This window comes from Gallintestinimicrobium propionicum, assembly GCF_025567525.1.
Lineage (GTDB): Bacteria > Bacillota > Clostridia > Lachnospirales > Lachnospiraceae > Gallintestinimicrobium > Gallintestinimicrobium propionicum.
The window spans coordinates 100,757-123,783 of sequence record NZ_JAOQJY010000010.1; the positions used below are offsets into that span (position 1 = coordinate 100,757).

Below are 23,027 nucleotides of genomic sequence, written 5' to 3' on the forward strand. Positions count from 1 at the left end.
TTACTCTTCCTCGTCATTGGCGAAATACAGCGCCGCACGGACTGCCTTTTTCCAGCCCTTTAAACGTCTGTCGCGGTCTTTGGGCTCCATTACCGGTGCAAAGGTACGCTCCAGTGCCCAGTTGCTTCGGATATCGTCCTTATCTTTCCAGAAGCCGACCGCAAGTCCCGCCAGATAAGCGGCTCCCAGTGCGGTCGTCTCGATACATTCCGGGCGCAGCACATGCTTCTGCAGCATATCCGCCTGAAACTGCATCAAAAAGTTGTTAGCGCTCGCACCGCCGTCCACACGCAGGGCCCTCAGCTCGATTCCAGAGTCCTTTTCCATCGCTTCGATGACTTCCTCCGCCTGATAGGCAAGCGATTCCAAAACGGCGCGGATAAAATGCTCCTTCGAAGTTCCTCTCGTCAGCCCGGTCACTATCCCGCGCGCATACGGATTCCAGTAAGGCGCACCTAATCCGGTAAATGCAGGCACAACATATACGCCCTGGGTATCCTCCACTGCCGACGCATATTCCTCCGACTGCGGCGCACTCTTTAACATCCGCATCTCATCCCTCAGCCACTGCAGCGCAGCGCCTGCCACGAAAACGCTTCCTTCCAGCGCATAACGCACCTCGTCTTTGCCGCTCGCTGCGATCGTCGTCAGCAGTCCGTTTTGGGATTCAATCGGCTTTTCGCCCGTATTCATCAAAAGGAAGCAGCCGGTTCCATATGTATTTTTGGCTTCGCCCGCATCAAAACAGCACTGTCCGAACAGCGCCGCCTGCTGGTCACCCGCAGCTCCTGCAATCGGAATTTCCCCGCCGATCACGGATTCCTCCGTCACGCCAAACATCCCGCTCGACGGCAGAACCTCCGGAAGCATGCTTTTCGGAATCTGAAAATAATCCAGAATTTCCGGATCCCACTGCCGTTTGTGGATATCAAACAGCATCGTCCGGGATGCGTTGGTATAATCCGTCGCAAACACCTGTCCCTTGGTCAGGTTCCACATCAGCCAGGTGTCCACAGTGCCGAACAAAAGCTCTCCGTCCTCTGCCATCTGGCGCGCGCCCTCCACGTGCTCCAGAATCCAGCAGATTTTCGTTGCGGAAAAATAAGCGTCCGGAATCAGTCCCGTCCGTTCCCGGATCACTTTGTCAAAACCGTCCTTTTTGAGCGCGTCGATCTTATCCGCTGTCCGCCTGCACTGCCATACAATCGCCGGATAAACCGGTTTTCCGGTCTTTTTCGAAAAACAGATCGTCGTCTCACGCTGATTCGTAATGCCAATTGCCGCAATATCGTCCGCCTCCGCGCCGATCTGTCCCATCGCCTCGACCGCTACGGAAAGCTGGGACGACCAGATTTCCATCGGATTGTGCTCTACCCAGCCCGGCTGGGGATAATACTGTGCAAACTCTTTCTGCGCAACAGAGCATACCTTTCCGCTCCTGTCAAACAAAATACAACGGGAACTCGTCGTTCCCTGATCCAGTGCCATGACGTACTTCTTCGCTTTCTGCATACCCGTACCCCCTGTATCGTATTTTTGCATCTGTCTTGTCTGTACCTTTGGACCTGTAAGCTGCAGCAGTCCTGCTTTTACAGAAAGAAAACCCCTCCTCCGAAATTTTTCTTCCTGTAAAAACAGAACTGCCGCGCTGAACCTCTTCAGTGCGGCAGTATGTTATTGTCTATTAAACCTCTACAACACGCAGCATGTTAGTTCTGCCGGGGATACCCAGAGGCATACCTGCAGTCAGGACAACCTTGTCGCCCTTCTTGATCAGACCTGCGTTCTCTGCAGCCTTAACTGCTTCACGGAACAGATCCTCTGCAGTGTTCTCTTCTGCGATCAGCAGAGGAGTTACGCCCCACTGCAGGTTCATCTGACGCCATACCAGACGGCTGGTTGTGCATGCGATGATCGGGCAGTTAGGTTTGAAACGTGCTACCATGCCGGAAGTAAAGCCAGACATGGATACCGGGATGATTGCTGCTGCATTCAGGTCAGTAGCAACGGTGCAGGTTGCGTGGCAGATAGAAGTGGTTGTATCCTGCTCCTGAGGAAGTCTTGCACCAGTCTTCTGCAGACGGCCTACATAGTCGATATCCTTTTCTGCGCGCTCTGCGATACGAACCATAGTCTGAACAGCTTCCAGCGGGTAATCGCCGTTTGCTGTCTCACCGGAAAGCATGATACCGGTTGTGCCATCGTAGATAGCGTTTGCAACGTCGGTTGCCTCTGCACGGGTCGGACGGGGATGCTTCATCATGGAATCCAGCATCTGTGTAGCAGTGATAACGTTCTTACCAGCTGCAGTTGTCAGCTTGATGATTCTCTTCTGGATGATCGGAACCTCTTCCATCGGGATCTCAACACCCATATCGCCACGGGCTACCATGATACCGTCGGAAACTTCGATGATCTCTTCCAGGTTCTGAATACCCTGCAGGCTCTCGATCTTGGAGATGATCTGGATCTTGGAGTTGTGCTCCTTTAAGATCTCACGGATCTGCAGTACGTCTTCTTTGCTTCTTACGAAGGAAGCTGCGATGAAATCGAAGCCCTTTTCGCAAGCATAAACGATATCTGCGTGATCCTTCTCATCGATGAAGGGCAGGTTTAATTTTACGCCGGGAACGTTAACGCCCTTGTGGTTGGAGATAGGGCCGTCGTTCATAACGGTGCAGACGATTTCTGTGTCGCCCTGCACTTCTTCAACCTTCAGACCGATCAGACCGTCATCCAGCAGGATGGAATCGCCAGGCTTAACATCCTGAGGCAGGTTCTTATAGGTAATGGTTGCGCGCTCTGCGGTACCCATGATCTCTTCGGTGGTCAGAGTGAACTTCTGGCCTGCCTTTAATTCTACTTTGCCTTCTGCAAAGTCGCGCAGACGGATTTCAGGACCTCTTGTATCAAGCAGTACTGCAACAGGAAGGTTCAGCTCACGGCTGATCTTTCTGGTTCTTTCAAGCTTCAGTCCATGCTCTTCATAGTCGCCGTGGGAAAAGTTGAATCTCGCCACGTTCATGCCGGCCAGAATGATCTTACGAAGCATGTCTTCATCCTGAGACGACGGACCAATTGTGCAGATAATTTTGGTTCTTCTCATTGTAAATCTCCTTTTAGCATAATTTGAGTATTGTTATGGCATCATGATCAACTCCCTGAACCGGGAGATTCATTTGCCTGTAACGCGTAATCACATCGACAGCTTCCTGCGTGATCTGTTCCCCGGGCGCCACAATTGGAATTCCGGGCGGATACAGATTGATAAACGCACCAGCTGTCTGTCCTGCCACTTCTGTAAGCGGCATCTGCGCTTTTGGCGCATCCAGCGCATCCGTCAGACTGATCTGCTGTTTTAAAACCGGATACGCAAGCAGCTTACGGTTTTCCTGTACCGGCTCGTCCGCGGCGACACAGAAATCATCGATCTCTTTCAGGGCGTCCCACAGACGCTGCCAACCGTCTGCTGTATCACAACAGGTCATAATCGCGGTCACATAATTTCCGGCCGCCATTTCCATCTGCAAATGATATTGCTTTAAAAGAATATCGTAAAAACGCTTTCCGGTCAAACATGTTTTTGAAGTTTCTGATAAAATTTTGCCGGAATCCATCAAAAAACCGGTTTCTGACGTCATTTTCCGGCTCCATTTCGTGCCGTCCGTCAAAACCTGCAGCCGTTTCAGACTGCTGCAGCGTTCCAGAAAACGTTCTCTTTCCGTAAAAAAGCTGTCCCACAGTCCTGCGCCATGTTTTTTCACCATGTCCATACAGGAATCCATCGCCGCCATCATCAGATAGGAGGGCGAGCTCGTCTGATAAATTCCTTCAAACAGCCGGAGCCGTTCCGTACTGACCCGGCTGCCTTTTTGCAACAGGAGTGCGGTCTGTGTCAGGCACGGCATCGTCTTATGAAGGCTTACGATCGTCAGATCTGCCCCCAGTGCGACCGGACTTTTGGGAAATCCCGGATGAAATCCGAAATGTGCTCCGTGGGCGGCATCTACGATTAAAGTCTTCCCGAACCGGTGAACGGTCTCTGCAATCGACGCAATATCTGCCGTGATTCCGTCATAGGTCGGAGAGGTCAAAAGCACTGCAGATGCGTCCGGATTCTGAATCAGCGCAGCTTCGATCTGTTCCTTTGTCAGCGTGCCTGCCAGGGATGTCCCCGGCACGATATCCGGATACAGATAAACCGGCGTCAGCCGCCGCAGATAAATGCTGTGGTAAACCGCCTTGTGGCAGTTGCGCGCCAGAATCAGCTTTCCACCCTCCGGCACTGCTGCTGAAATTGCGGTCAGAAGCCCTGCCGTGCTTCCGTTGACACTGTAGTAACAGCTGTCCGCACCATACAGCGCCGCCGCCTTTTCCTCCGCGTCTTTCAAAATTCCTTCGGGATCGTGCAGATTGTCAAATCCGTCGATCTCTGTAATGTCCAGCCTCGCCGCCCTTTGCAGCGCCTCCGGAAAATCCGGCAGCGTCTCTGTAAGCCGCCGTTTATGTCCCGGCATATGAAAGGGATAGTAATCGCTGTCTGCATAAGCCGCCAGACTCTCAGCCAGTGTCCTCTGCGTCATTGTTTTCTGATTTCTTTCTGTTCTTATTACGCCCCTTGCGCTCCAGAAGCGTCTCCTTCAAGGAGCAGTATTTATCCGCAGTCGTCACGACCCATGCCTCCCGACAGCGCGGGATGTGGAACAGAGTCAGCGGCCACATATGCTTCCGGATAATATCCCGTTCCCGCGGCGTCAGCTGATACTCCCGACTCGCATTTTCCAGCGCAACATGCGGATGGTGAAAGCCGTGCAGCTTTTCGTGGGAATACTTGTCATGCCAATCATAGAGGAAGTAGTCGTGAAGCAGCGCCCCCCGGACCAAATCCCGTTCGTGACAGTGGATGCCAAGTTTTTCAAGAAATTTTTCCAGCTTTAAGCTGCATTCCGCTACGCGGATCGAATGGCTGTGCACGGACACGCTTCCGTGCTGGATAAAGCTATTGGTGCTTTTAAAGTTGCCGGACTGCAGAATGTCCCCACCATGCTTTCTCAGATTCCTGCGCAGCTTTGCATGCTGCCGTGCCCATTTCCGGAAAGCTTCTTTGCGCTTCTGCTCTTTGCGCTCGTCCTTCGTCATATTCCGGCCTTCCTGTGCCGATACACGAATCTATGCCGTTCTTTTGTCGGCACTTGCTCTTTTTCATAAAACAGCGCTTTTTTACAGTTTTATAGTATACCACATTTTGCCTTTACTTACTACGTACAAACCGTGAAATATTTGCAAAATAAAGCAGTTTTGTCATTCAAATTACATAATTATCTCCGGGCTGCCATTGCTTGGTCAGCTCCTGAATGGTGATACCCGACAAATATTCCCGAACAACCTTTTCCAGCCCCTCCCAGACCGGAAGCGTCGCACACATTCCTCTTCGCTCACATTCCCTTGCAGTGTCCTCTAAACAGGACACCGGAGCCATACTGCCCTCCGTGAGCTTCAGGATCTCATATACATTGTATTCCTCCGCCGGTCTGGTCAGCCGGTACCCTCCGCCTTTGCCGCGCAGACCCTCCAGCACGTCTGCCTTCGTTAAGGATTTCACGATGCTTTCCAGATATTTTTCTGAAATTTCCTGCCGCTCCGCGATATCCTTCAGCGGAATAAATTTTCCATTATTATGCTCTGCCAGATCGATCATCACGCGCAGCGCATATCGTCCTCTCGTTGAAACCATCATATCCTGTTACCCTTCCTTTCAAAGCTTTTTCAAAATTTCTTCTACACTTTCCGCCCGTAAAAATTCATGGCTTTGCCCAAAGCCCGCCTGATCGAGTGCCGAATTTTTCATAATCCACGGATGCCCGACCTCTGCCAGCATCGGCAAATCGTTATAGTTATCCCCAATCGCGATCACATCTTCCGGAGAAATCCCCAGCACACCGCAAAGATCCCGCATCCCGGTTCCTTTGTCCGACAGCATAAAATCCAGCCATTTTTCCCCTGCAACCGCCGCTGAGAACTCTCCTCTCCACGGATCACCGAACGGCTTGTCATATTTTGCCGCGCCGCTTCTGCAATAAGCTGATACCTTTATCATGTCCTCTTTAATTTCGTCCAGGCTGTGAACAATTTCTACACGATTTCCCAAAAAATACTGAATATGATAAATATAATCGTCATGCTTTGGCATCAGATAACTGGTATTGGCTCCGGAAATCAGAACTTCCATATCGTCATTGGCAAGAATCTGCTTTGCAAGCGCTTCTGCTCGGCTGCGCGGCATCGGCCGTTTCTTTAAAATCTGATCCTTTCGATAAAGAATCGCACCGTTTTCGCACAGAAACGTCATCTCTTCCGCCTTCGGAGCAAACAGATTTTTCAGATTGCTGTACTGTCTGCCGCTCGCTGCCGCAAATAATATTCCTTTTTTCAAAAGTCTGTCGATCTGAACAAAAACTGCTTCCGGTACTTCCCTTTCTCCACTCTGAAGCAATGTTCCATCAATATCTGTCGCCACCAGTTTGATCATGTGTTCTCCATTCTCAGTTCACCCGTGCCATTCGCGAAATACCCATTTCCCCTATTACCTACTATGATAACCTCTTTTTACTGTATTTGTAAAGCACCAAACGCTTCCAATTCCTCTGTACAGTCTCCGAACCTGTATGCTTCCATGCTTTCTTCTGCCTGGCAGCTCATTTTTTCCTCATTTTTCCAAATCTGACCGGTGTTTTTTTCCTGCTGCCGTTCTATACTGAGCTTATACGGAACGGAAAACAGTGTCCGCATCCGCAAATATGCAGGAATCGAGGACTTTTACCATGAGATATTCCAATCATATTGTTGATGAAACCACGCATGCTTTCAAATGTGCCAAATGGTTCGCATTGGTCAGCTCCCTGCTGCTTGGCATTTTCGGTACGGTGCTGCTGATCTGGCCCAATACTTCCATGAACGTTATCTGCACCCTGCTCGGTGTTTTGATGGTTGTTTTCGGCGTCAGCAAAATAGTCGGCTACTTCTTTAACGTCAGCTACCACATCGGCTTCCAGTTCGATCTTGCACTCGGACTTTTCGCCCTGCTGTTTGGTATTTTGTTTCTGACCCATCCCGGTGCTATACTTTCCATTACCTGGGTGCTTGTCGGTATCTATGAAATCGTAGAGAGTGTATTTAAAATCCAGACCGCGATGGATGCCCGCCACTATCAGCTCTCCGGCTGGGGACTGCTTTTATTCTCCGCCATCGTCTATTTGCTGTTTGGTATTTTCCTGACCTTCAACCCTGCAAAGGGCGGCAGCCTGTTCGTTCAGGTCATGGGCATTTCGCTGATCTTCGCTGGAATTGAAAATATTATCTTCACGTTCTATACCTCCAAACGTTTAAAAGACATCCGCAACCGTCTGCACGACGAGTGGATCGCGTTGGATGAGGACAATATTATCGACTGATCGACGTTACATACACGTACACACCGGTATCCACATTCCATGTACGCACGCAAAAAGCCCGTCGTTTCGCAGCTTCGCCTGAAAGTTTTCTTTCGGGCAACCGCGAATCATCGGGCTTTTTTTATATAGCATTTTCTAACTGATATTTCATTCCGGGTGCTTATCCTTACACCAGCATGATCATCTGGCGTCTTGCGCCGTCTTTACTAAATACTGTTTTAACATAATATTCCCTTTTTAGCCAAATTCCCAGAAGCTGCGCCGGTTTTTGGGCTTCACCGGCTTTTCTTCCTCTTCTGTCCGATACTGCAAAATCATGGAGGATGTCTTCGGCATCGTCACCGTAATTCGTCCTGCTGAAACTTCTATCTCCATCGGATTGATGTCATAGCCCCTTTCCCCGGTCAGGATCAGCCGCTGCAGCGTGCAGTCCCGCGGGATCCCCAGCTCCCAGACAGAAAGCTCTTTTGTAATCTCATTTTCATTATTATTGATCAAAACAACCGAATGATTATTTTTTGTAAATCGCCCATATGCCAGGAAATTATAGTCCAGGGTCAGACATTTTAAGGAGCCTGTCTTAAATTCCTTATTCTGACGATGAATCCGGATGATCTCCCGATGAAAGTTGATCAGCTCTTTATCTTCCCTGCCCCACGGATAGGTACGGCGGTTATCCGGATCGGTAAAGCCACAGACGCCCGCTTCGTCGCCATAATAAACCGTAGGCGCGCCAGGCCATGTCATCTGCATGACAACAGCCTCCAGAAGCACTGCTTTTTTTACATCATGATTTGCCGCCTCAGCGCCGAGACTGTTCGTTCTGCCGACACGACGGTTTGTTCTGGTCAAAAATCTGGAATGGTCATGGTTGGAGAGCTCATTCATGGCAGTCAACCAGGATGGCATCGCCATATTTGCTCCGTGATATGCCATTGCGCCCACAAAGCTGTCCGCGTTTCCCAGAAGATCCTGCCGATAATCATCGCTGTGCTTCTCCATGCCTGTTAAAAACCAGCTGACCGGCTCCATAAATGCGTCATAGTTCATAACCGTATCCCACTGATCTCCCTGCAGCCAGGAAGACGGATCTCCGTAATGCTCCGCAACAATCAATGCATGGGGATTGGCCTCCTTGACCGTATCCCGGAATTTTGCCCAGAACCGGTGGTTATACTCCGGGGAATGTCCAAGATCTGCCGCAACGTCCAATCTCCAGCCATCTGCATGAAAGGGCGCAGATACCCATTTTCTCGCGACCTGCAAAATATAGTCCTCAAGCTGTCTGGATCCCTCATAATTCAGCTTGGGAAGTGTATCGTGGCCCCACCATCCATCATAGGTCGGATTATAGGGGAACCGGTTATTGTCATGGAAACTGAAGTAATCATGATACGGACTGTCTTCTGAAATATACGCGCCCTTCTCATAGCCGGGCTTGTTTTCATAAATCCGCTCCCGATCAAGCCACTTATTGAAGGAACCGCAATGATTGAATACACCGTCCAGGATCACCCGTATTCCACGTTTATGAGCTTCCTCAATGACCCGGATCAGTAATCTGTCACTTGCTTCCAGATTTTCGCTGTCTGTGGTTCTGAGGATATAACGGTCTGCGTGGGTATTATCTGTTTCCCAGTCCTCCAGAAGCCGTCCGCCATCCTTTACGATCTTTCCGCAGTGCGGATCCACATGGTCATAATCCTGGCTGTCATATTTATGGTTGGAAGGCGAAACGAACAGCGGATTGAAATAAATAACCTCCACGTCGAGCTGTTCCAGGTAATCCATTTTATCCAACACGCCCTGTAAATCTCCGCCATAAAAATCACGTACATCCATTGAGGACGGATACCGGTACCAGTCCTCTACATGCTGTGATTTTGCGCCGATATAATGATATTCATTTGTCAGGACATCATTTGTCGGATCCCCGTTGCAGAAGCGATCCACATAAATCTGATACATCACGGCACCCTTCGCCCAGTCCGGCGTATCAAAGCCAGGAATCAGGACGAAATTGTAGTGCTCATCCGGCCGTTTTACCACACCACGAAAATCGTAATAGCAGGTGATCGCACCTGCCTGAATTTCAAAATACCAGCTGATCTTTTCATTATCCAGCTGCAGCTTTACTTCATAATAATCAAACTGCGCGTCTGATGATGCCTTAAACATCAGATTTTTCTGCCCTTTACAGACTAAAAAAACGCGATCAACATTGCTGCGCTTGGTGCGGAATGCGATCTTTACCCTGCTGTAGGGTGCAGGCTCCGGCGGTGTCACATAATTTTCTGTCGTATCACTATAAAGCGCCCTTTTACTGAAAACAGGGCGCATTTCATTCATATATTTCTGATCACTGAAAAAACGATTAAATTCCATGATTTTCTTTACCTATCCTTTACAGACCCATTTTATACTACCGTTTTCGGAATGGCAAGCCAAAATCCTGCTCCAGCACTATATCGCAGCATAAGGATATTCTGCCGCATGATAAAAGGACAGCCGTTAAGCTGTCCTTTTCAGAGAAGGTATTTCTTCTTATGGGGTATAGCAAAAATATATAATGTATTGGGGGGGTACAAAGAGTATAATAGCAGACCCGACCCTTTTTGTATATTCTCCGTTTTCACAAATATCACAAATTTTCGTTTTTGTTTTTGTGACTATTTACCATTTACGCGAAGAAATCTTCCGGTTGCTTTTCAAACAGCGCTTCAAATTCTGCGCGGCTGATCTTTTCTTTTTTCAGAAGCAGCTGTGCGCTCTTATGCAGCACATCACTGTTTTCCAGAATCAATGCCTTTGCCTTTGCATAACACTCGTCGATAATCCGGTGGATTTCCCTGTCGATCTCCCCGCTCACCAGCTCGCTGTGGGCCTTTGCATGCGCCAGATCCCGTCCGATGAACACTTCATCATCGTCATCATCATAGCAGATCACACCTACGTTTTCAGACATTCCGTACCGTGTTACCATCTTTTTCGCAATCTGTGTCGCCTTTTTGATATCACTGGATGCGCCGGTGGTAATATCATCAAAAATAATTTCTTCCGCGATTCTTCCGCCCAGGGATACCATAATCTCCTGCAGCATGCGACCCTTTGTCATAAACATATCGTCACGCTCCGGCAGCGGCATCGTATAACCTGCTGCACCTGCGCCGGTCGGAATGATCGACACCGAATAAACCGGTCCGACATCCGGCAGCACATGGAACAAAATCGCATGTCCGGATTCGTGATACGCTGTGATCTTACGCTCTTTATCAGAAATAATACGGCTCTTTCGTTCTGTTCCGATTCCTACTTTTACAAAAGCAGTCTTGATATCCTCCTGACTGATAAAGCACCGGTTATCCTTTGCTGCTACAATTGCCGCCTCGTTTAACAGATTTTCCAGATCGGCTCCGGTAAATCCTGCCGTTGTCTGAGCGATCTGTTTTAAATCCACGTTATCACCCAAGGGTTTATTTTTCGCGTGAACCTGCAGGATCGCCTCTCTTCCTCCAACATCCGGCAGTCCGACTGCGATCTTTCGATCAAATCGTCCGGGACGCAGGATCGCCGGATCCAGGATATCTACGCGGTTTGTCGCTGCCATTACGATGATTCCTGCATTTGCAGCGAAACCGTCCATCTCTACCAGCATCTGATTCAGCGTCTGCTCTCTTTCATCATGACCGCCGCCCATACCGGTTCCACGTCGTCTCGCCACCGCGTCTATTTCATCAATGAACACGATACATGGTGCATTTTTTTTCGCTTCTTCGAACAAATCCCGAACGCGGGAAGCACCGACACCGACGAACATTTCCACGAAATCAGAACCGGAAATGGAGAAAAACGGAACGTTTGCTTCGCCCGCAATCGCCTTTGCCAGAAGGGTTTTACCGGTTCCGGGAGGTCCCTCCAGCAAAACACCCTTGGGGATTCTCGCCCCGACCTTTGTAAACTTGCCCGGATCTCTTAAAAAATCAACGATCTCCTGCAGGTCTTCCTTCTCTTCCTTCAGTCCGGCAACATCCTTTAATGTAACCTTGCTGTCGCCTGCCAGGCTCAGCCGCGCACGGCTTTTGCCGAAATTCATCATCTTATTGCCGCCATTCATCTGGGCATTCTGTGCATTCATCATCATGAAGATCAGAAGCACACCGCCCACAGTGATCAGCGCAGGCAGGATGGATGTTAAAAATATATTATCGCCGGGCACATCCCTCACGATCGTCTTGACTCCTGCCGTTTCCAGCTCCTCCAGCACCGGATTGACATCCGATACCACCAGCACCTTTTCGTCTCCCGAGGTAAGATGTACCTCCACGGAACCGGTCGGCACTTCCCGGTTCTGCACTACTACAGCTCCCGATATTTCTCCGGCATCCAGCATCTGATTGAATTCCGCCTGTGTACAGGTATCCTCCATGCTGCGCAGTATTCCCGAAAACCAGAAAACCAGGAGCACAATAAGCAAAAGGGAAATGACGAGATTCATTCCTCTGCCGTTTTTGTTCACTGCATCCTCCTTCGGCTAAAAGCCTGCATCAATCAAATTTTACCACTCCGATGTACGGAAGGTTGCGGTAACGCTGGTCGTAATCCAAACCATAGCCTACCACAAATTCGTCCGGAATCTGGAATCCGGTATAATCTACCTTTACATCGATCACACGGCGATCCGGCTTATCCAGAAGCGTGCAGAGTGCCATGGACTTCGGTCCGCGTGCCTTTAACATATCCAGCAGATAGCTCAGGGTACGTCCGGAATCCACGATATCCTCCACAACAATAACATTCTTGTCGCGCAGAGGCTCATCCAGATCCTTTACGATCTTAATAACTCCGCTTGATTTGGTATCACCGCCGTAGCTGGATACCGACATGAAATCCAGGGATACCGGAACGGTAATCCGCTTTGCCAGTTCACATAAGAAAAAGCTGCCGCCCTTTAATACGCATACCAGATGAACCTGTTTTCCGGCATAATCTTTACTGATCTGCTCACCAATCTCCTGAATCCTTCTGTCTACCTCTTCTTCCGACAACATCACTTCAACTCTTTCTGCCATGCCCAAATCCTCCTTGGTTTTTCTGTTCTATTCTTGCTTCTCCATACAGGTAACTTCCAAAATCACCCTCGTCTGCTCCGTTACCCGATAGTATGTGCTGATTCTTCCGCCCGGTACCCAGATAATGTGATTCCCGTCTGCCAGCACCATCATACTGTTCCGCTCATTTGCAGGAATTTTTTCTTCGATCATATATTTCTTTAAGCTTTTTTTTGAAAAATTATCATCGATTGTCAGATAATCTCCGCTCCTGCGCGTTCGAAATACGACAGATTGTATTATTTTATCATAATCCAACCATTTCGTATACTTTTTTTGAGGGATATTTTTTAAAAAAGCACCAACAGCAGCGCCGCTTTCCTCGCCTGCCGCAGTATTTTTTTCGCCTGCTGCGGTATTTTTTTCACCTGCTGTCGGCTCGTCCCGCTGCAGGTATCGCACTGACACCACACCCATCCCCGGAACATGCAGCTCGCTAGAATGCTCTGGGAGCGGAAGCTCTGCGGTCTGAAGCCCAACCTGCCTGCCTCGGTCAAACCGCAGCTCCGACGATGCGTCCTGCTGCTCCGGCAATGCGTCCTGCTGCCGCTCCAACCTTCGAAATACCAGCAGCCTAAACTGCCGCTCCACCTCGAGCTGACACGCTGGAATCCGCAGCTTCCTACCGCTCTGGCAGTCCGTCCCTACAAAGTGCCACACCGCTTCGATATGCGCTGACGTCAGATCGCGCCCCGTGCCGATCTCCAGCATACATTCCCGCACGCACTGCTTCTGCAGGAAAATATCTTCCTGTTGCAGAAGTTCGATATTTAATTTTATTATAGTCTGTTTATCGTATCTCGTATGTTCCGCAATTACTTTTTTTCGCCCCACATGCTCTACTCTCTCTCTGCCGCACACATTCGTTTTCAAAGCACCTGCTTCCACCCTGCAGCGTTCCAGCGCCTGTCGGGTGCAGCTGCGCACAAAATCCGCCGTCTCTGCCAGGAGCTGTGCCTCTTTCGCCAGATGTGCTCCGGCTCCGCTGCAAATTTCCTTTTCCGCATACGGCAGAACCCGATTTCTGATTCGGTTCCTTGTATAATCTTCTCCGGTGTTCGTAGAATCTATCCGCCAGGAAATCCCTTTTTCCTGGAGAAAGCTTTCTATTTCTGTCTTTCCAGTTTCCAAAAGCGGACGGATAATCATGCTTTCCCGTTCCGTCTTTCGCACCGGGCGAATCCCTGCCATTCCGTCCAGACCAGTGCCGCGGAACATGTGAAACAAAAGCGTCTCCGCGCAGTCATCCCGATGATGCGCCACCGCAATCGCACCGCGACAACCGCCCATCTCCTGTAAGCACTCTTCAAAAATTTCATAACGCGCCCGGCGTCCGGCTTCTTCGCAGCCGATTCCCCACTGTTTCGCCAGCAGCGCCGCCTCAATCCGCATTGACTTTAACGGCACATCCCACGCCCGGCAAATATCGCGCACATACGCCTCATCCGCATCAGCCTCTACCCCACGCAGGCCATGATGAACATGTACCGCGCACAGCTGCAGTCCCAGCTTCTTGCGCAGCGCAACCAACACATACAGCAGGCAGACGGAATCTGCTCCCCCGGAAAGTCCGACTACAATATTTTTATTTTCCGGGATCATATGATACCGCTTCATATAGAAAAGAATTTTTTCCGTCAGATCCATCCTGCAGTCTCCTTTTTTCCTTTGTGCCTTCGGCAGCAATTGCTTTTCCTTTGTGCTGATAAACTCGAGTGCCCGCGCTGACGCGCTCTTTGCACTCTCGTTAGGGGCACACGAAAACCAATTGCTTTTCCTTTGTGCCCCTATATTATACCTCAGATGTTTGTCCAGCGAAACTTCTTATTCTATATCCTCTATCTCCCGTTCTTCGTTTTTCCAGATTCCCGTAACTAAAACCGTCATATCATCTCGGATTTTGCCGCCGCACTGGCGGATTGCATAACGCAAAATCAGGTTTGCCAGGTCGACCGGTGAGCTGACGTTCAACGAAGCGATTTTCTGCTCCAACAGATATTCCCCGTCCCCGCACGGCCAGTTCTGCACTACACCATCCGAAACCAAAATGACCAGATCGCCGCTGTTTAACTGCCACTTTTTTTCACTGATGTCCTCTGACGCCGACATGCCGAGCGGCAGCTGTCTGCTCTGAATTTTCTCCACACGGTCGCTGCGCTTGATAAACCCTGCTGCCCCGCCAGCTTTCACCGTCTCGCACTCCCCCCGGTAAAGATCAATCCGGCACAGATCAAGCGTCGCCATCCGGTTTTCGTCCCCCTCCGCGCCTGCCATCCCATTTAAAAAAAGCATCGCCATATCCGGTCCAAGCCCCGCATCCAATATCCGCTCCGTCAAGTCTACAATCCTGCCGCTGTCCCGCGCCGCGCTCTCCCCGGAACCAACTCCATCCGACAAAATCATGGCAACGCTGTCGTCCGTTTCCAGAAAAGAATAGCTGTCCCCGGAGACGCTCTCCGTTTCTTCCGTCGCGCATGCCGCCGCTGTCAAACAGCTGAAAATCGGCTCTTCCTCAAAATACAGACTCACGGATTCTTCTCCGACAAAATATGGATTCCTCTTCTGAGGCACCAGCCGGATATCCATCAGCACCGACAAATACCCGGCAATTTCCTCTACCGTCATGCTTTTGTTCTTTGTCAGGCGGACAGATATCGTGATCTGCAGCCTGTCCTCTTTTCCCCGAAGCAGATAAATATCCTCTACTACAATGCCTTCTCCCGCCAGGGCGCGCACAATCTGCTTTTCCTGCCGACCGCCCAGCCGGATCAGCTGAACGGACGTATCCGCTACCGACTGCAGCATTCCCGCCATCTGACGCATATGCGCCGCATATTGTTTCCGGCTCTCCATCGCCTGTCTGCGCCGAAGCAGCTCTTCCCGATCGTCCGGCGTTTTTTCCTGCTCCAGCTCCCAGTTCATCTCACCCATAACCGCAGCAAGATTTTGAAACGTATCCGCACAGTCCAGCATACATCTTCGGTCATAATCCAGCAGCCATGCCGACTGCTGCACTTCGTCATTCCAATATTGAGATTCCATGGCATGTCCTTTCCTGCGACCTTTTTTCTCCAGTATAACTGCTGACATGCGCGCCTTTTGTCAAAGCAGGCAAACCGTAGATTCTTTTTTTCAGGAAAAGAGGTATCCGCAGAACTGTACAAAAAAGAATGTGCCCTGGCACATTCTCGCGCCGAGGCGCGGTTGCTTTAGCAACCATCTACCCTTGCGCCGAGTGCACATCCTCGCGGAGCGTTTTTATTTCATAGGACGCATTTTCCTATGAAATAAAAAAACGCGGATCCCATCCGGAATCCGCAATCCTTTTTCTTCTTATATTATATCGTGAGCACAGCTCACTCAATAATTTCGCCGTTCGCGATGAGCAGGCTTCGCCTGTTCCCGCTCTCTTGCGCTCATTATATCATGAACTTCGTTCATGATCGACATTCGCCGTTCGCGATGAGCAAGCTTCGCCTGTTCCCGCTCTCTTGCGCTCATTATATTACATTCGTCCTGCCGATACGAACGTTTTCACAGCCGTCTCTCAATTCTCCGGTTTAAAAATAATTTCGCCGTCATACACCAGTCCGAGCTTATCCTTTGCAACCTCTTCGACATATTTGCGCGTCTTGGTGTATTTTTCGTATTCTTCGATTTCCGCCGTCCGCTGTGTCTCTTCTTCAATCTGTTGCGTAAGCTGTTTAATTTGATCCTGATATCCCTGCTGCTTCTGTCGCAGCTCCATGCTCCGGATCGATACTACCGCCAGCACCATCAGAACTACCATCGTTACCAGAAGCATGCTCAAACGGTTCTCCCGTTTCTTCCGGCGAAAAACAATCTTTCTTTTAACCATTTTTCCTGCCTCGCAATGCTTTTCTGTTCTGTTTACATAAAGCTATTTTAGCCAGTTTTAAACGGCTAGTCAACCGCTTTTTCAAAATTCTTGCACTCCGTCTGGCACCTCTGAAAATTTTCGAAAAACCGTTTTTTCCTATTCGAAGGGTATACTTTACGGGACGCATCAGCCATCCTGCAACATAGGAAATCACCTTTTTTATCCAGAGACCGAACCGCGCTCCAGCTTTTACCAGAAAAGGACTCGCCGTGCTTTTTACAACGAGCATCCCAACTGCTGCCCCGAATACGCAGAACCACCGAAATGTCCCATTATTTTCCAGATATAACAGGGAAAAAAAGCTGCCTGCCACAACACACCAGTAAATAAGATCCTCTATCGAAATCCAGAATATTCCGTGTGGAAATACTCTCCGGAAAATCCGCAGAAAATCGTAAACAAGCGTCACCGCCATCCCCAGCAAAACCGAATGCAGCCAGAACGTTCCCTCTCTGGCGATCTCACTGCTCATCCGTCACCGAAACAGCCGACTCAGCAGCGATTCCGCTTTGCTGCCCGCCGAAGCTGTCTGTTCTGAATAGGTCAAGCTATCAATCCGCCCGTCAATGTCCACTTCTCCCTTTTCCAGCGTCAGGCGGCTCACATGCAGCTCACTGCCGCGGATCATCAGCATCCCCTGCTCCGTCTCCAGAAGCACTTCCCCCACATCAAAGGAAAGCACATCGGAAACGCCGTTAATCGCACACACTTCCCGGTTGACCAAACTGATCCGGTGCTGTCCTGCTCTGCTGTTTAATTCTTCCATCGCGCGCCCTCCTTACTGTTCCTTACACAGTATACGCGCCGATGTCTGCCGTTATGACTTTAGAGATATTGAAACATCTCTTTTGCTTCTTCTTTGCGTACAGTTTCCTGTACAGTCAGGACCTCGACCTTTACATCCTTATTGCCAAATTGAATCGTAATCACGTCTCCTGCCTTTACTTCTGCGGACGCCCGCGCCACCTTGTCATTTAACAACACTCTGCCCGCGTCGCATGCCTCGTTTGCAACGGTGCGGCGTTTAATCAGCCGGGATACCTTCAAATATTTGTCCAGTCTCATCGTTTCTTTCCCTTCTCTACTAAATGCTAACCGCCGCCGGCGGAGCATTTGTTATCGTATAAGAACAACGTTATTTATAGAATAACAAAAGGCAGCCGCATCAGCAGCTGCCCTGTCATCTTCTGATTTAGTTAATAGAATCCTTTAAAGCCTTACCAGCTTTGAACTTAGGGGTCTTAGAAGCTGCGATTGTCATTGCTTCGCCAGTCTGAGGATTTCTGCCTTCTCTTGCAGCTCTTTCAGATACTTCAAAAGTACCGAAGCCAACCAGCTGAATCTTCTCGCCTTTCTTCAGTTCTTCTGCTACAACATCAGTGAAAGCCTTTAAAGCCTTCTCTGCATCCTTCTTCGAAATCTCTGCCTGCTCAGCGATGGCAGCAACTAATTCTGTCTTGTTCATTATGAACTCCTCCTGTATTTCTTTTCCTGTTCCATTCGAAATGTCTAAAAGGGCAGTCCTGCCCAGAAACATTATATTCTATTTATACCTGTAGTTCCTTTGTTTGTCAATACTTACAGGGAAAATGTCTGCTCCAGGAAAGCCTTTTTCACACCCTGCTGAATGAGCAGCCGCTCCAGCTTTTCCATGTGCCTTCCAGGTATCCATACTTTCCGACTATTGTAGTAAAAATTGACAATTTTCCAGAATTTTTCCGGGTATGCAAAGCGATAATACAGCTGCAGATAATCCACCGCAGACAGCGGACTGATCCTGCCGTAAACGTCTAAAAGTCCTCTCGCCAGCGGCACTGACCAGTTCGTCTTCTCTAATAGCTTACGCAGGAAAAGATACAGATCCCGCATCTGGCTGTCCAGGGCACATTTTTCAAAATTGATGACGGACGTCGTATTCTGACAGAGCAGATTGTGATGCTGATAATCCCCGTGACAAAAGCTTCCGCTTTCCTCGCATTCCCGCGCATCCAGAAGAGACCCATAGGAACGGACGTCCTCCGTCACCCGCTCCGCCTCTTCCAAAAACAGATCAAACGTCTGCTGCAGGTTGATCTCAAACGTTGTCTTCTGACTCTTTTCCCGCAAAAAACGTCTGACCTTACGCAGCTCCCGGTTCCGTTTCTCATATTCCTCTGCCAGGCTGACTGCGTGCAGCCCATACTCCTGTTGCAGCTGTGGAAAATGCAGCGCACTGTGCAGAACCGCCAGGGTGCGCATAGCATCCCGGCATTCCTGTCCATCCTTTAAACTGCATTCTCTTCCCTGTGGCCAGCTTTTTACAATGCATCTGTTCTGCTCCTGATCGCAGCAAAACAGTGCGCCTTCTTTTGTAGACAGAAGCTGTTCCGCACGCGTAAAGCCGTTTTGCCGGACTCCCTCCAGTACCTTTGCCATCATTTCCAGCCGAAAGACCGGTCCTTTATATTCTTTCAGGATATACCAACCTTTATTCGTTTCACACAAAATTGCATTTCTGCTTTTCTGTGTGCGGATCACTTCAAAATCATAATTTTCCAGTACGCTTACGGACCTGTCATTCACCTGCATTCCCTCCCGCCTCTTAGGTACTACCTATCCTATGAGCAAAATGTTCCGGTTATGTATCAACGTTACAGTTCACTCATGGTTTCTTGTGGACAGATTCCATGCTCGCATGAGAATCTGTCCACAAGAAACCGTGAAGGGAGCGCCCTTTTATGAGCAAAAATGAGCTGCGAAGCAGCGGAAAGCATCGAAGATGCGCTTTTGCGAATGGCGCGAGTGAACTGTAACATGTCAACATCTTCCTGAAAATCCTATTTCATTTTCAGACTCCATCTGATACAATAACCGTATAAAGGGTCAGCGTATCAATACGCTGAGGAAAGGGAAAACAAATGAGCGAATTAAATGTAAAATATCAGCTCGGCACCAAGGAAAACGAAGCTTTTCTGGCTGATGTCAGAGAAGGACTGTTTTCTTTCGGCCATAACTTCCCCGCTCCTGGCGGAAGTTCTTATTATTTAGGAGATGATGGTACTCCGTGGAAAGATCGCAACCGTGAGACATGGATCACCAGCCGTATGGCACATGTATACAGCCTGGCATCCTTCCTCGGTCATCCCGGCAGTAAAGAGCTTGCTGCAGCAGCGATCAAAGGTCTGCGCGGCGAACTGCATGATACTGCAAACGGCGGCTGGTATGCCGGTCTGACTGCAGACGGCAATATCCTGCCCAACAAACAGTGCTATGCACACGCATTCGTAATTCTTGCAGCTTCCTCCGGCGTCCTTGCAGACATTCCCGGTGCAAAAGAGCTGTTAGACGATGCTCTTGCTCTGTATGACCTGCGTTTCTGGAATGAAGAAGAAGGTCTTTCCTGCGATACCTGGAACACCGAATTCACCGTTCTGGACGACTACCGCGGCTTAAATGCCAACATGCACACTGTAGAAGCTTTCCTGGCAGCTGCAGACGTAACCGGCGATGAGAAATACCGCGTAAGAGCAGGCCGTATCATCGATCACGTTGTTGGCTGGGCATCCGCAAACAACTGGAGAATCCCGGAACACTTCACCAAAGAGTGGGTTGCTGATCTGGAATGCAACAAAGATCGTCCTGACGATCAGTTCAAGCCTTACGGCGCAACTCCCGGTCACGGCATCGAATGGTCCCGTCTGATCACCCAGTGGGCTCTGTCCACCTTCAAGGGCGACAAAGAGGGCGCTTCCAAATACATCACTGTTGCAGAAAACCTGTACAACCGTGCAATCGAAGACGCATGGAATGCTGACGGCGCTCCGGGTATCGTTTACACCACCGATTGGAACGGCAAACCGGTTGTTCACGACAGAATGCACTGGACTCTGGCAGAAGCAATCAATACTTCCGCAGTTCTGTTCCATGTAACCGGCAACCAGAAATATGCAGACAACTTCGCTGAGTTCATGCAGTATCTGGATGAAAAGGTTCTGGATCATGTACACGGCTCCTGGTTCCATCAGCTGGATGCAAACAACAACCTGATCGGCACCGTATGGCCCGGCAAGTCTGATCTGTATCATGCAGTACAGGCTACCTTGATCCCGTTCTATACCGCAGATCTGTCTATCGCTCCTGCAGTAAAAGGCGGCAAGTTCTGCTAATTGCAAATTCTCATGTGACATTTTATTCCTGAGAACGAGCATCGCAAAATGCATATAGAAAACAGCTCAGGACTCTAAATCAGAGTATCCTGAGCTGTTTTTGTTAAAAGGAACCTTTCACCTGTATCCTTCTGACTTCCTCCAGTAAAAATTCTTTCGTATTGCGCTGCGGCTCTTCCAGCACTTCTTCCAGAAGCTTCTGCAAAATATCTCCCAGCCCGCGTCCTGCCTGCATCCCGATTCCGATCAGATCCTTGCCGTTTACCGCAAGCCCTTTTAATGTCAGACATGCACCGCTTGCAATCACCGCCTCATAATCTTCCTGCATTTTCCTGAGATGTTCTTGTTTCTCCTCCCGATGATAATCACTCTGGGCTGCCAGATCTGCCTCTTTCACCAAAAACAATTCCGGGAAAAGATCCGGACCCAGACGGTTTAAAGCAAACCGCATATTTCGTTCTCCAGGTTCAATTTTCACATCGTGTGCCCGCACCAGACGGACAACTCGATCGATCGTTTCATTATCAAATTTCAATCGGCGCAGGATTGTCCTTGCCAGCTCGGCGCTGACCTCCGAATGTCCATGAAAATGATCCACGCCGTCCTGATCCGTCGTCCGCGTCTTCGCTTTTCCCATATCATGAAATAAAAGAGCAAGCCGCAGCGTTTTTTCCGGTGCAGAATGCATCAATGCCTGAATCGTATGCTCCGCGACATCATAGCAATGATGTGGATTGTTCTGTACTGTCTGCGCCATCTGATCAAATTCCGGCAGAAAAACAGCTGTCATGCCCGTTTCCCTGCATATCCGCAACATCTCCGGATGTGGGCTGACCAGAAGTTTTAAAAGCTCTGTTCGGATCCGTTCAGCACTGATCTTTTCAAGTGTCTGTGACAGTTCACAGATCGCCAGACGTGTCGCTTCCTCGATATCATATCCCAACTGGGCGGAAAAACGAACCGCACGCATCATCCTCAGTGCATCCTCTGTGAAACGCTCCTTCGCATCTCCAACGCATCGGATCACTTTTTTCGAAATATCCTCGATTCCCCCGAAAATATCTACCAAACCAGCTTCCTCATTATATGCCATGGCATTGATCGTAAAATCCCGTCTCCTCAGATCCTCCTGCAACGACGCTGTAAACGTAACCTCCTTCGGATGCCTCGAATCCTCATATTCTCCGTCAATTCGATAGGTCGTCACTTCGTAACCAACCCTATCCATCAAAACAGTGACTGTTCCATGCTGAATACCGGTATCCACTGTACGATGAAACAACACTTTCACCTGCTCCGGTCTCGCAGAAGTCGTAATATCCCAGTCATCCGGTTCGCGGTGCAGTATACTGTCGCGGACGCAGCCGCCAACCGCCCATGCTTCATATCCGGCACTTTGCAAAACGTTGATAATCTTTTTTACTGCTTCCGGCAATATGATTTTGATCTGTTCCGCCATTTGTCTGCTCCTTTTGTTGTTCTGACCGGTTTTAGAAAAAATAAACTCTTTTATCCTACATTGTACAGGATTTCAGGTACAAAAAAAAGACTTGATGTTTCAAGTCTTCTTACTGAGACACGGGGGATTCGAACCCCCGACAACCTGATTAAAAGTCAGGTGCTCTACCGACTGAGCTAGTATCCCATACCATAGAAAAATGCCCAGAACCGGAATCGAACCAGTGACACGAGGATTTTCAGTCCTCTGCTCTACCAACTGAGCTATCTGGGCATTGAGTAGCGGGGACAGGATTTGAACCTATGACCTTCGGGTTATGAGCCCGACGAGCTTCCAGACTGCTCCACCCCGCGTTACCATATGATATTGTATTCAACTTCTTTCAAAATATACCTGAAAGAGAATGGATGGAGGTGGATTCGAACCACCGAAGCAAATTGCAGCAGATTTACAGTCTGTCCCCTTTGGCCACTCGGGAATCCATCCATATTCATTTTTCAATGAATAAAGCCGATGATCGGACTCGAACCGATAACCTGCTGATTACAAATCAGCTGCTCTGCCAATTGAGCCACATCGGCGCATCTTTTCAACATATCTTTTGGAATATGGGGCCTATAGGGCTCGAACCTATGACCCTCTGCTTGTAAGGCAGATGCTCTCCCAGCTGAGCTAAGACCCCATTATGTTGAGAAGAACACGCTTCGTTCTTCCGGTTTCATAAAGAAACCGACGACCCAGACGGGACTCGAACCCGTGACCTCCGCCGTGACAGGGCGGCGCTCTAACCAACTGAGCCACTAGGCCATTCAGATATAACAAACAGTGTTTATCATACCTTCAAAACTGAACACTGAAATTCTCTTTCGTATCTCCTACATCCATTCCCAACCTGTCAGGATAAGCCCTCGACCGATTAGTATTTGTCAGCTCCATGCATTACTGCACTTCCACCTCAAACCT

General features: G+C 49.4%; 21 protein-coding genes and 7 tRNA genes. 2 read left to right on the forward strand and 26 right to left on the reverse strand.

Features of this window, described 5'->3' with window-relative positions; translation table 11 throughout:
- From glpK to OCV62_RS09200, 6 genes are all read right to left on the reverse strand, one after another.
- Window positions 1-1,512, reverse strand: a complete 1,512-nt coding sequence (glpK, locus tag OCV62_RS09175) for a glycerol kinase GlpK (RefSeq protein ID WP_262586213.1) — start codon at window positions 1,510-1,512, stop codon at window positions 1-3.
- 172 nt (window positions 1,513-1,684) lie between these two features.
- Window positions 1,685-3,106 (reverse strand): pyruvate kinase, encoded by a 1,422-nt coding sequence (gene pyk, locus OCV62_RS09180; protein WP_021915206.1) that lies wholly within the window; start codon window positions 3,104-3,106, stop codon window positions 1,685-1,687.
- 13 nt (window positions 3,107-3,119) lie between these two features.
- Window positions 3,120-4,583, reverse strand: coding sequence for an aminotransferase class I/II-fold pyridoxal phosphate-dependent enzyme (locus OCV62_RS09185; RefSeq protein WP_262586214.1), 1,464 nt, complete (start codon window positions 4,581-4,583; stop codon window positions 3,120-3,122).
- Complete coding sequence (locus OCV62_RS09190) at window positions 4,561-5,139, reverse strand: HD domain-containing protein (RefSeq protein WP_262586216.1); 579 nt, start codon at window positions 5,137-5,139, stop codon at window positions 4,561-4,563. Before OCV62_RS09190 ends, OCV62_RS09185 begins: the two co-directional genes overlap by 23 nt.
- 166 nt (window positions 5,140-5,305) lie before the next feature.
- Window positions 5,306-5,737: an RrF2 family transcriptional regulator gene (locus OCV62_RS09195; protein WP_021915209.1), complete on the reverse strand. Its 432-nt coding sequence runs from the start codon at window positions 5,735-5,737 to the stop codon at window positions 5,306-5,308.
- 18 nt (window positions 5,738-5,755) lie between these two features.
- Window positions 5,756-6,529: an HAD family hydrolase gene (locus OCV62_RS09200; protein ID WP_262586219.1), complete on the reverse strand. Its 774-nt coding sequence runs from the start codon at window positions 6,527-6,529 to the stop codon at window positions 5,756-5,758.
- Between the two features lie 292 nt (window positions 6,530-6,821).
- Between OCV62_RS09200 and OCV62_RS09205 the strand changes: the two genes are divergently transcribed.
- The gene (locus OCV62_RS09205; protein ID WP_021915211.1) at window positions 6,822-7,451 is read left to right on the forward strand and encodes an HdeD family acid-resistance protein; all 630 of its coding nucleotides are present in this window, start codon (window positions 6,822-6,824) and stop codon (window positions 7,449-7,451) included.
- Between the two features lie 237 nt (window positions 7,452-7,688).
- On the opposite strand, the gene OCV62_RS09210 is transcribed toward OCV62_RS09205, so the two are convergent.
- From OCV62_RS09210 to OCV62_RS09265, 12 genes are all read right to left on the reverse strand, one after another.
- Window positions 7,689-9,836: a glycoside hydrolase family 13 protein gene (locus OCV62_RS09210; RefSeq protein WP_262586222.1), complete on the reverse strand. Its 2,148-nt coding sequence runs from the start codon at window positions 9,834-9,836 to the stop codon at window positions 7,689-7,691.
- A gap of 295 nt (window positions 9,837-10,131) precedes the next feature.
- Window positions 10,132-11,946, reverse strand: coding sequence for an ATP-dependent zinc metalloprotease FtsH (gene ftsH / locus OCV62_RS09215; RefSeq protein ID WP_117962839.1), 1,815 nt, complete (start codon window positions 11,944-11,946; stop codon window positions 10,132-10,134).
- Window positions 11,947-11,995: 49 nt separating this feature from the next.
- The gene (hpt, locus tag OCV62_RS09220) at window positions 11,996-12,520 is read right to left on the reverse strand and encodes a hypoxanthine phosphoribosyltransferase (RefSeq protein WP_021915214.1); all 525 of its coding nucleotides are present in this window, start codon (window positions 12,518-12,520) and stop codon (window positions 11,996-11,998) included.
- 27 nt (window positions 12,521-12,547) lie between these two features.
- Window positions 12,548-14,206 (reverse strand): tRNA lysidine(34) synthetase TilS, encoded by a 1,659-nt coding sequence (tilS, locus tag OCV62_RS09225; RefSeq protein WP_262586225.1) that lies wholly within the window; start codon window positions 14,204-14,206, stop codon window positions 12,548-12,550.
- A gap of 177 nt (window positions 14,207-14,383) precedes the next feature.
- Window positions 14,384-15,601 carry a PP2C family protein-serine/threonine phosphatase gene (locus OCV62_RS09230; RefSeq protein ID WP_021915216.1) on the reverse strand — a complete coding sequence of 406 codons (1,218 nt, stop codon included), beginning with the start codon at window positions 15,599-15,601 and terminating at the stop codon, window positions 14,384-14,386.
- Between the two features lie 318 nt (window positions 15,602-15,919).
- On the reverse strand, window positions 15,920-16,060 hold the full coding sequence (locus OCV62_RS09235; RefSeq protein ID WP_262586227.1) for a hypothetical protein: 141 nt from the start codon (window positions 16,058-16,060) through the stop codon (window positions 15,920-15,922).
- A gap of 46 nt (window positions 16,061-16,106) precedes the next feature.
- A complete protein-coding gene (locus OCV62_RS09240) occupies window positions 16,107-16,418 on the reverse strand; it encodes a septum formation initiator family protein (RefSeq protein ID WP_021914414.1) in 312 nt (103 codons plus the stop codon).
- Window positions 16,411-16,932, reverse strand: a complete 522-nt coding sequence (yabQ, locus tag OCV62_RS09245) for a spore cortex biosynthesis protein YabQ (RefSeq protein WP_262586230.1) — start codon at window positions 16,930-16,932, stop codon at window positions 16,411-16,413. The genes OCV62_RS09240 and yabQ overlap by 8 nt, the downstream gene beginning before the upstream one ends.
- A 3-nt stretch (window positions 16,933-16,935) precedes the next feature.
- Window positions 16,936-17,226, reverse strand: coding sequence for a sporulation protein YabP (yabP, locus tag OCV62_RS09250; RefSeq protein WP_021914415.1), 291 nt, complete (start codon window positions 17,224-17,226; stop codon window positions 16,936-16,938).
- 59 nt (window positions 17,227-17,285) lie between these two features.
- The gene (locus tag OCV62_RS09255) at window positions 17,286-17,525 is read right to left on the reverse strand and encodes an RNA-binding S4 domain-containing protein (RefSeq protein WP_021914416.1); all 240 of its coding nucleotides are present in this window, start codon (window positions 17,523-17,525) and stop codon (window positions 17,286-17,288) included.
- Window positions 17,526-17,652: 127 nt separating this feature from the next.
- Complete coding sequence (locus tag OCV62_RS09260) at window positions 17,653-17,925, reverse strand: HU family DNA-binding protein (RefSeq protein WP_021914417.1); 273 nt, start codon at window positions 17,923-17,925, stop codon at window positions 17,653-17,655.
- 113 nt (window positions 17,926-18,038) lie between these two features.
- A complete protein-coding gene (locus OCV62_RS09265) occupies window positions 18,039-19,022 on the reverse strand; it encodes a CotS family spore coat protein (RefSeq protein WP_262586233.1) in 984 nt (327 codons plus the stop codon).
- 335 nt (window positions 19,023-19,357) lie between these two features.
- Here OCV62_RS09265 and OCV62_RS09270 point away from each other — a divergent pair, with 335 nt between their 5' ends.
- Window positions 19,358-20,605: an AGE family epimerase/isomerase gene (locus OCV62_RS09270; RefSeq protein ID WP_118763586.1), complete on the forward strand. Its 1,248-nt coding sequence runs from the start codon at window positions 19,358-19,360 to the stop codon at window positions 20,603-20,605.
- A gap of 103 nt (window positions 20,606-20,708) precedes the next feature.
- Here OCV62_RS09270 and OCV62_RS09275 read toward each other — a convergent pair whose 3' ends face one another.
- The 8 genes from OCV62_RS09275 to OCV62_RS09310 form a co-directional block, all read right to left on the reverse strand.
- A complete protein-coding gene (locus OCV62_RS09275) occupies window positions 20,709-22,052 on the reverse strand; it encodes a CCA tRNA nucleotidyltransferase (protein WP_262586248.1) in 1,344 nt (447 codons plus the stop codon).
- A 125-nt stretch (window positions 22,053-22,177) separates the two neighbouring features.
- Window positions 22,178-22,250 (reverse strand) — tRNA-Lys (locus tag OCV62_RS09280).
- A gap of 14 nt (window positions 22,251-22,264) precedes the next feature.
- Window positions 22,265-22,337, reverse strand: a tRNA-Phe gene (locus OCV62_RS09285).
- A 6-nt stretch (window positions 22,338-22,343) separates the two neighbouring features.
- Window positions 22,344-22,417: transfer RNA gene (locus tag OCV62_RS09290), tRNA-Met, on the reverse strand.
- A 51-nt stretch (window positions 22,418-22,468) separates the two neighbouring features.
- Window positions 22,469-22,550: transfer RNA gene (locus tag OCV62_RS09295), tRNA-Tyr, on the reverse strand.
- Between the two features lie 22 nt (window positions 22,551-22,572).
- Window positions 22,573-22,645: transfer RNA gene (locus OCV62_RS09300), tRNA-Thr, on the reverse strand.
- A 28-nt stretch (window positions 22,646-22,673) separates the two neighbouring features.
- A tRNA-Val gene (locus OCV62_RS09305) sits at window positions 22,674-22,746 on the reverse strand.
- Between the two features lie 51 nt (window positions 22,747-22,797).
- Window positions 22,798-22,871 (reverse strand) — tRNA-Asp (locus OCV62_RS09310).
- Between the last annotated feature and the right edge of the window lie 156 nt (window positions 22,872-23,027).